At 62.4% G+C, this 9,329-nt stretch carries 4 protein-coding genes and 1 pseudogene; all 5 read right to left on the minus strand.

The features are described from left to right. Window positions 1-528, minus strand: a pseudogene (locus tag BBB56_RS22955) (SAM-dependent methyltransferase); the annotation flags it as partial. Next, entirely contained in the window at window positions 525-866 is a 342-nt protein-coding gene (locus tag BBB56_RS22960; protein ID WP_123803208.1) for a hypothetical protein, read from the minus strand. The gene BBB56_RS22960 and the pseudogene BBB56_RS22955, both read right to left, overlap by 4 nt. Before the next feature lie 5 nt (window positions 867-871). Next, window positions 872-6,001, minus strand: a complete 5,130-nt coding sequence (gene traI, locus BBB56_RS22965) for a conjugative transfer relaxase/helicase TraI (RefSeq protein ID WP_123803209.1) — start codon at window positions 5,999-6,001, stop codon at window positions 872-874. Window positions 6,002-6,009: 8 nt separating this feature from the next. Further along, on the minus strand, window positions 6,010-8,178 hold the full coding sequence (gene traD / locus BBB56_RS22970; protein WP_123803210.1) for a type IV conjugative transfer system coupling protein TraD: 2,169 nt from the start codon (window positions 8,176-8,178) through the stop codon (window positions 6,010-6,012). Between the two features lie 173 nt (window positions 8,179-8,351). After that, window positions 8,352-9,263, minus strand: a complete 912-nt coding sequence (locus tag BBB56_RS22975; protein WP_233593097.1) for a DUF6012 family protein — start codon at window positions 9,261-9,263, stop codon at window positions 8,352-8,354. Between the last annotated feature and the right edge of the window lie 66 nt (window positions 9,264-9,329).

The raw sequence follows: 9,329 nt of genomic DNA on the forward strand, positions 1-9,329 counted from the left end.
AGGTGCCGCCTCGCCCACGGCCAGCGCAACAAAGGCGGAATACAGGTTTACCGTCTCAATGCCGACACTGCGCAAAGCCAGCCGGTGAGCCGATTTGCTGTTGATCTTCTTGTAGGGGGGATTGAGGATGGCATGGGTATATCCTCGTACATGAAGACCGCCAGCGGTAGCCTGTTCAATGTAATCTCCCGCGACAATGCGAGGCAGTACGTGCTCGTATTTATTCAGCTGCTGTGCAAGGTGGCTGCGCAGGTTAGTGTCAATCTCGTAAGCTGTAGCTTCAACGGATTCGAAATTAAAACCGCCCGACACCCAGCGATCCAGAAAGGCACAAGACAAGGCACCGACCCCCGCACCAGCATCTAATAAACGGCACACCTGCTGGGTACCGGGCGGGAATAAGGATGCCATAAAGCGGGCCACACTCGCAGGGGTCATAAACTGACCAAATTCAGCCTTATGTTTTTGCGCGGTCCGGGGAGCTATTTTACGACGGATACCGTCTGCTGCGTCTAAGTGCTGGTTCATTCAGAATCCCTGTTGGCGCGGCGTGATAGCACCGACTTACTTGTAAAGTTTTCCGGCGTCATCAGCTGCGGGTGCAGCAGCAGAGTCACCGGCATCATGGCCGGGCAGGTTTTCATCTCCCGGATGCGCGCCGTTTCGGCTTCCGTCAGGCGGTGCGTGGCTGAAAAAACCTCAATGAAGCCGTCCACCACGTTCTGTACGGCCTCACTGTAGCGAGGCTCACCGCCTCCCTTACTCCAGCGGCGAAGCAGCGCCCCTTCTGCCCTTAACTCAGGCAACCAGGCCATCAGCATCAACAGGGTAACGGCCACGGTGGCCGCAATAAACAGTAATGTCACAGGGTCTACTCCAGGGTTTTCTGAGGTTTATGGCCAAACTCCGGCTCGGGTTCGCTGCGCTCGTGGCGCATCACGTTGACTTCATCGTTCATCATTGCGGTGCGGTCCTCCCGCTCCGGCGACAGGTCGTAGTCGCGATAATCAAATGCCTCCTCCTGCAGCTCTTCCAGCGCGGCGGCCAGTGCGGCCTCGCGTTCGCTCTCCCGTTCGTCCGGTGCGCTCCGCGCCTCTTCAGGCGCAACAGGCTCCGGCTCTTTCTCCTCCTGCCCCAGCGCGGCCTTAACGGCTTTCTCCAGCGCCTCGGCTTCGCGGCGGTCCAGCTCCTCCCCACCCGACGTCGCTGCTGCCGATGCGCCTCTGGCATCCGGACGTTCACTGTGGTCAGCAGAGAGCACGACAGGGCTTTCCGGGTTGTCCTTCATCAGCTGCAGCGCTTCCGCGACATCCGCGGCTTCCAGCACCTTTCCGTGCTTTTCCCCGCGCTGCAGCACGATGCGGCTGCCGTCCGCTGCCCCTTCATAGTGGGCAGCTGAAAAGTCTACCTCTCCGCTGGAGGGTGACACCGGAACGTGCCAGTTCCCGCGCTGCCGTCCGTGCTCGTTGATAACCGGCCACAGCATTTCCGGCGTTTTCCCGGCCATAAAGCGTGCGTCCGCCGTCAGGTCCTGATCCACCCGGTCCGCCAGGCGCGTGCCGGACACCGGCAGGCTTTTGTCCCACGCCTGTATCTCCCGGTCAGCCCGCACGTCTTCCGCCCGCATCAGCACGTCGTGCACCGTCTGGCGCCGCCCGCTTTTACTCTCCACCTTCGCCGCCCAGCCGGACAGGTTGTCGAAGTAGGTCTGAACGTGCTCCTTTGACCGTGAAAGCTCGACGTAGGTACTGTCCATCGCCGCCATCCGGCCCCTTGCTCCCTCTTCGCCAAAGAGGCCGATGAGGTACTTCACGGACGCGCCCTGCGAGCTGTAGGTGGTGACGGCGTAGCCGTAGTCCATGTGGCGGTCGGCGTAGCGCGCGGCGGGATCAAAAGACAGCTGCCGGTCGCCGGTATCGAGCAGAATTTTTCCCTCCTCCGTAATGCCTGACACCACGGCCATGTCGCTGGCGCGCACGTTGCGGTCGCGGTCCGTTGCCGTCAGGCGGATTTTTTCGCCGGAGCTGATTTCCCGCTCTACCTCCTTAAACACCGCCACGTCCTCCTTGCGCATCTCGGCAGGCCTGATCCAGCGGTCCGGCGCACCATCAAGCCCGGCCATGCGCACCACGCCGCTCTCCGTGTCGGTTTCACCCACCCGGAAATATTGCTCGCCCCGGCGCACCACGTTGCCCTCCTGCGCTTCCCAGAATGTCTGTCGGCCCAGATCGGCGTTGCTGTTGTTGACCCGTACCAGTAGCGGCACCGTGACGCTGTCACCCAGCGCCCCCTGCGTCTGCAGCCGGTCGTGCACGGCGCTGTTGATGGCCTCGCGGTCGGCGTTCAGCTCCGCCACGATAAGCGTGTTGTCACGCGCCTCCGGTGTCCGGCCGGCGTAGTCGTCGGCAATCATTCCGGTCAGGTCGGGTTTTTCGGCCTCCCCGCCTGCGGGCCCTGCCGCCGGCACCAGCCTGCTGCCGTCCATTGCGCTGCTCTCCGGAACGTATGCGTAGGGCTGGCGCGGCACGCTCTGCGGGCTGGTGTCCGCTGTGATGCGTACCGCCTCGCGCACGTTGCCGGCGATAACCGCCTCCACGGCGGGCCTGAGCGCGGGGATCTGACGCACGATTTCCTTCATCACCGCGACGTCGGCGGCGCTGCGCTCCAGGGCAAGTGCAAACGGGGCGCCGGACTCCAGCGACTTCAGCTGGTCCTGGTCCCCGCTCAGCACAGCGCGTCCCCCGCCCTCGGCGATGACGTTCATCAGGGAGGCCATCTGGGCGTTACCGTTCATGGAGGACTCATCGATAACGAACACGGTGTTGCGGAAGTCGCGCGCCTGACCGGCGGCCTGCCACTGGCTGCTTTCGCTCAGAAAGCTGGCGATGGTCTGCGCCGGGATACCCGCGTCAGACAGCTCGCTGACGGCGCGGTGCGTGGGCGCCAGCCCACGAATGTCCGGGGCGTTGTCTGCGGCGGCGAGTGCGGCTGCCACGGTGCGGAACTGCGTGGTTTTCCCCACCCCCGCATACCCCTGAATGGCGGTAAAGCGATCGCGGGTGGTCAGAATGAGATTGCCCGCCTCGCGCTGGCCGTCCGTGAGCCCGGCGGCTTTCTCCTCACTCAGGCCGCCGGCCAGCAGAGGTTTTACGCTGTTTTTGCCTTCGGCAACGTGGCGCAGGATGGACACCTCATTCTCAAAGTTCTCGCGGGAGATGTACTTCCCGGCCGCGCCCTGCTCCCCGCTGAGTTCAAAAATCTCCCCGCGCTGCACCAGGCGTGACAGCTCCTCCTGCGCGCGCTCGGGCGTGATCCTGCGGTCGGTGTTAATCACCCCGGCCAGCGCCCGGACGCCCGTGAACGTCACGTCGGTGCCGGTGGCTTTCTCGATGGCCAGCCGCATAGCGCGCTCCGGCTGCGACATCTTCCGGGACTCCAGCTCCCGCAGGGCGTCCGTCAGCTCGCTTTCCCCGGCAAGCGATTTGATGCCCTGCGTCACGCTGACCACCGGGCGGTTTTCCTCCAGGCGGCGGCCGATGGTGGCCTCGTCCAGCGGGGTGAATGCAATCACGTCCGAGCCGCTGCGGCGCAGCATGTTGACGGTCGCGTCGTTCACCTCCTTGCCCGCCAGCACCGCCACCACGCTCCCCTCCGTGCGGCGCGTGGCGCCAAAAGACTCGGCGTAGGCGTAGTCCGCGTAGAGCGGCGCGTTGCGGTCGAGCCTGACGCGCTCGCCCTTTGCGTTCTCCATCGTGATGGTGTCCTTAAAGAGCCAGCGCCCTTCCTTTACGCCGGTAACGGTCAGCCGCTCCCCGCTGCCGGCCCGGCTGCCAAGATCGGCCGTGGCGCGCAGCTGCTCGCCCTCGCGCAGCTCCAGCTTTTTCTCCCGGTAAAGCCGGTAGTGGCTGTCGATGCTGCTGATGCTCACGCCCTGCGTCTGCCCCTTTTCGTCTTTCAGGGTCAGCAGGTTATGCCGCTCGCTGACGCCGGCGATGGTGAACACCGACTTCTGGCCCTGCCCCTCGTGATGCTCCAGCACCATGCCCGCGCGGTAGACGCTGCGGTCGTTGCGGTTGCTGGCGTCCAGCCACACCGGCACCCGCACCGTGGCCTCGCCCAGCACCCGGCCGAGCTGCCCCTCGTCGGCGAGGATTTCCCGGGTCCGGGTCGTGAGCTGGTCGCGCGTGCGCGCATTGCCCGCCTGCAGCGACACCTGCCGGCCCTGCGCTTTTTCCTGCGCGTAGTAGCGCGCCGCCACGCTGAGCCGGTCCTCCACCGTGTCCTTCTGCACCATCGTCACGCGCACGTTTTCGGTCTTCGGCGAGGCGGTGAACTGTTTCACGCCCGCCGCGCTCAGCACCTCCGACGCAAAGCCCGCCGTGCGTCGGGCGTGGGTATCTGTCACCAGCGCGGCGCCGTCGAGCTGCGCCGCCGTCTTCAGCACGTCGTGCAGCCCGGATGTGTTGAATCGCTCGGCCTCCGCGACCAGCACCAGCGGGCGCGCCGGCAGCTCAGCGCTTTTCATCTCCTCCGCCGTCATAAGCTGTACGCCGGGCTTGTCGCCGAAGGTCGCCAGCTGACGTTTACGCGCGGCGCCGTCGGCGGTCACCACGACCAGCGGACGCTTGCTTTCGCTGGCCATCGTCATAATGCTGCGGTTCAGGTCGCTGATGAACTGCGTGCCGCCGCGCACGTCAATCAGCGACACCGCGCGATCGGCATCGGCCACCTGTGCCAGCACGCCACGCTCGCCACGCTCGCCGGACGGCGCCGTAAGCCCACCGCGCTTTTCCGCGAGGCCAGCGGCCAGCTGCGACAGGCGCGCCTCGTCGCGGACGTGGGCGGCAGTGGTGAACAGCGTCTGGTTCTTGTCCACGGCGATCAGCTGGCCGTGGCCGATGGCGCTGTCAATGGCGCTCCGGGCCTGCCCGTAGACGCCCGGGGCGACCGGGACGTGATTAAGCACGCTGGTCATCACGTCGTCATAGGTCACGCGCACGCTTTTAGACGACAGTCGCTCAATGGCCTCGCGTACCGCGCCCTCCAGCGCCGGCGGCGTGGCGGCCTTTTTTTCCTGACCGGCGCTTTCGGCTTCACGCTGCTGCTGGCGCTCTGCCAGCTCTTTCCTGAACGTCTGCACGTCAAAGCCGGTATCCTTCAGGACCGTCTGCCAGTGCTCGCGCAGGGTTTCGGGGTCTTCAAAGTGCTTGGCCTGCCGGGAGTCCAGCGCGGCCATGCTTTTCTGCTTCGCCGTCGCGTCTTCACCGACCAGATCGAGAATGTCCTGGCGACGCGAGGAAAAAGGCTTAACCGGCACGCCGGTGATGTCCCATTCGCCGCGCGGCCCCGTGTCCTCGGTCTGGTAGCCCGCGGGCTCAATAATGGATCGATAGTGACCACGATAGAGCGCGCCAATGCTGACCTGCTCGTTCCAGACCACGTCGGTAAAGCCCTGCTTCCCGTTAATGTCGGTAGAAAGCGTTTTCCAGCCGTTTTGCGAAAGCGTGGCGTTAGCAACCACCGCATGCGTATGCATCTGGGGTTCAAGGTTACGACTGGTATCGTGCATGAAGGTCGCAATCACCAGGTTGCCGGTTTTCTCCATCTCGGTAATGCCGTCGGTCATGGTGCGCGTGGTGGCCAGCTTCTCCACCTCGTCCAGCGTGCGCCGTACCGCCTCTTTATGGGCGTCCACCAGGAAGGTGTCCCCGGTCACGAGGGCGAGCACCGAGGCACTTTTGGGCGCGGAGAAAGTCAGGTCATAGCCCGGACGGTGTTTGTTGACCCCTCCCTCCATGCGGCGCATGTCGGTGCCGTCCGGCAGCTGGCCTTCCAGCACCGCGACAAAGGTATCGCGGTTAACCGGGCCCTCAAGGCCCAGATTTTCCGCGCCGGTGCCGTACCACTCCGTGGACTGCTCGCCGAGGAAGTAATAGTTATCTTCATTGGTGTAGTAAGCGCCGGCTTTACCAGCGCTTTTGACAGAAGAGACTGACAGCATGATGTACCTCAGAAACGATCGTCAGGGTCGAAGTCGCGATGTTTAACAATGTCCACCTGCTGCAGGGAGTTCTCCGCTGCGGGCTGCGCGGGAGGCGTCGGTGCGGCTGGCGCCGGCGCTGCAGGAACGGCTGGATTTGCGGGCGGAGGTAGTGCTGTTACGCGCCCGCCAGCTTCAGCAGCTGCTGCCTGTGCAGATGATGAGGATGCCGTTTCCGCAGGTGCCGTAGCGTTGTCAGCGGGCGCCGCAGCGCTCTGCGAACCTGCAGCAGGCACGGCATTACCGGCGTTCTGTTCTTCTGCAGGCGCTGCCGCTTCAGTCGAGTCACCGAACAGCCGCCCGACAATCTGGCCGGCCTGGTTGTCGGCAGTTTCGCCCGCAAGCGTCGCCTCGATGTCCGGGTCAAACACGTCTTCCACGTCGCGCGGGATGCGCCCTTCAGCAATTTCGCGGTAGGATTTCCAGGGCAGCTTCATGCGCACCACCGGCCACTCGCCCGGCAGGGTGATGTAGCACTCCAGGTCGTTGAGGCTCTGCACGTCGGAATAGCTGACCAGGAATTCGTTGACCTCATCTTTGGAGAACTGCACGCCGTCGCGGATGATGTCGATGCCGTAGCTGTACTGATCCTTGAACTTCTTATGCCGCTGCTCGCCGATTTCCTTCTGCACCCAGTCAGCAATCGATCCGCTGGGCGCGCGGTAAAAGACGCGGGTATTCAGCAGGTCCCAGATGGATTTGGCCGCGTTGGTGCCGTACGTCTCTTCCAGCTGCGGGAAGTTCTGCAGGCCGGCGACGGTGCAGCCGCCGAACTTGCGGCCCTCGGCGCAGAACTCCGGCAGAATGGGCAGCTTATGCAGGGACGGCAGCTCGTCCAGGAAAATCCAGATGCGGCGGTTGCGGTCGGCCCTGAGCCCGAGGATGCCGGACATGGTCATGTAGAGCCACGCGCTCAGCAACGGCTTCAGCGCGTTGTGGTTCTGGCCGTCGCTGGAGATGAAAATCCACGGGTTGTCGCCGCTCGCGTCTTCGGTGTGAAGCCAGTCGCGGATGTTGAACGGCCGGCGTCCGTCCTGATCGAGCCCCTGCAGGTAGCGCAGCGAGCGGACGTAGGTGGTCAGAATGGTGCGGATGGTCATCGCCGTTTTTTCGATGCTGCCGTCTACCAGGTTCGCCGCGTCCGTACCTTCCAGAAACGCGCGCAGGTCCGCCAGGCTGATGGACATCAGCTTTTTCAGCAGCTCGCCGATGCTGCGGTCCTTTTCACGGGCCATGCGCCGTGCGGTGGCCACAAACAGCGATCGCGCCGACAGCACCCAGAACGGATCGCTGCTGCCGCTGCTGTCAGGAAGCAGGGAGGTCGCAAAGTTCTCAAAGTCACCCACCGTCTTGCACTCTTCCCACAGGTCCCACGGGGCACAGCGCGCGTCGAAGGGGTTAAGGATGAGGTCTTTATCCTGACGGTAAAAAGTCGGAATAAAGTTATTGCCTTTGTCGTACACGATGACGCGATCGCCGCGCTCGCGCAGCTGGCGCAGCAGGTCGTTCAGCGCGGTACTCTTGCCCGACCCGACGGTGCCGTGGAGACCGAAGTTCTGCATTTCCGAGTCTTTCAGGATGTGCAGACCGCAGATGCTGAGCGGGGACATCACGCCGGCCTTTTTGAGCAGGCGGTTCACCACGGCAGGGCTTGTCGCCAGAATGCGGCCGCCGGTAAGTTCGCTCTCGCGCTGCTTCGCGCCCTTACTTCCGAGAAACCAGGTTATGCCGAGAATGGCGGCTACAAAGCAGAATGTGGCAATGCCCCAGCCGTAAAATGCGGCGTCTTTAACGCTTTCGCCCATCTGCACGAAATACGGATCGTTCATCACCTGCTGAGCAGTGTGCTTAAACGCCACCACCTCGCCGTTGGGTCGCTCAAAGTGAAAGGTCCAGCCGCTTTTAGAATTTCCGCCAGAGAATTTCGACAGAGGCATGACAAACCACTTAACCAGCCAGTAGGCGCTACCGTGAATAAACTCCTGCATGGTAAGGCGCAGCAGCATCCAGCTGAAAAATACCAGTGCTGAAAACAGCACGACCCAGTAGGAGGCGATATTCATGATCTGCACAAACATGCCGATCATGTATTTCATCACCTGGCCGCCCTGGGTAAAGTCGCGGGCGTTAAGGCTCATTGAAAGTCCTTTATGTGGAAACAGAGACAGGCGCGCAGGGCTGCGGGCAGGCGAAAGCCAGGCAGAAAGCTGCGCGGGGTTTACTTACGGTGCGAACGTGCCCGGATGGGCTGATGTGATGTTCCGCCTCCTCCACCAGACGCAGGGCGCGTCAGGCTGTGCGGCGGGCGGTCTCAGCTCACTGAAACGCGAAACAGAGGCTGATTAATCTGGTATTCGACAAACTGCTTTTCAGCATCGCTCAGCGCATGAAAGTGCGTGGAGAAGCGGCGGATGCTGTTCATCAGGTTGGTGGTATTGGTAAAAAACACCGGGCAGACGGCGCGAACCTCCTGTAGCACGGGCTGGATTATCGCGGTGAACGCGTCGAGCTTTCCCTCTTCCGTCAGGTCGCTTTCGATAAGCTCCTCATGCTCCGTCACCGGGCAGACGGTCACGCCCGGATACGCATAAAGCACGCGCAGCGTGTCCGCATATTCCCGCACCTTGCAGTCAAAAGCGTCTTCCAGCGCTGGCAGCCGATCATTGCTGCGAGTAGGCGTCAACAGCCGCTCAGGCTCCACGGTGGCGGCGGTGAAGTATTCCGTCTGCTGACGGATAATCCCGGACGCGTCCGTAAGGCGCCAGATTGCCGGCTCGCGCTCAGACGGCCTGTCGCTGGCGCAGACGCTCAGGCGCGGCTGACACGACGCTGGTATCCAGTTTTTAGTCAGGTCCGGTGCTTTATCCCGGAAGGGGGTATTGAAAATTCCGCTCCAGAGGTGAATAACATCGGTGGCCGCATCGTCGGCGCCCACGATGTGCATGTGTACGCGGTGCGTAGAGACTTCACCCTGCACGGCCCAGCGCGTAATGACGGTAATGTCCGTTACGTGCTTATCCGTGTTCAGCAGAATGCCGTACACGGCCTTGCGCCCTTTTTTACGGCAGACATAATGAAGCCGTTTATTGGGCGCAGGGAACCGGACAGTTATATCTTTTTCATTCTGAAGATGCAGGCCTAACTCAGGAACTTCCACGTCAATTAAGTCAACAGAGATATTAGAGTAATTAAGAAAAAAAGAAGGAGTCAGATGAATAAGCATATAATCCTCGAATTAACAAGCGCAGCCCTGCTATAACGCAGGGCCTTAGCAAGCTTTCTAGTTAAG

Origin of the sequence: Candidatus Pantoea deserta (assembly GCF_003813865.1) — a bacterium.
GTDB classification, from domain to species: Bacteria; Pseudomonadota; Gammaproteobacteria; order Enterobacterales; family Enterobacteriaceae; genus Pantoea; species Pantoea deserta.

Coding starts and splice junctions, on each gene's coding strand:
- traD (WP_123803210.1), bottom strand. CDS start 8,178: ATGAGCCTTAACGCCCGCGACTTTACCCAGGGCGGCCAGGTGATGAAA.
- traI (WP_123803209.1), bottom strand. CDS start 6,001: ATGCTGTCAGTCTCTTCTGTCAAAAGCGCTGGTAAAGCCGGCGCTTAC.
- BBB56_RS22975 (WP_233593097.1), bottom strand. CDS start 9,263: ATGCTTATTCATCTGACTCCTTCTTTTTTTCTTAATTACTCTAATATC.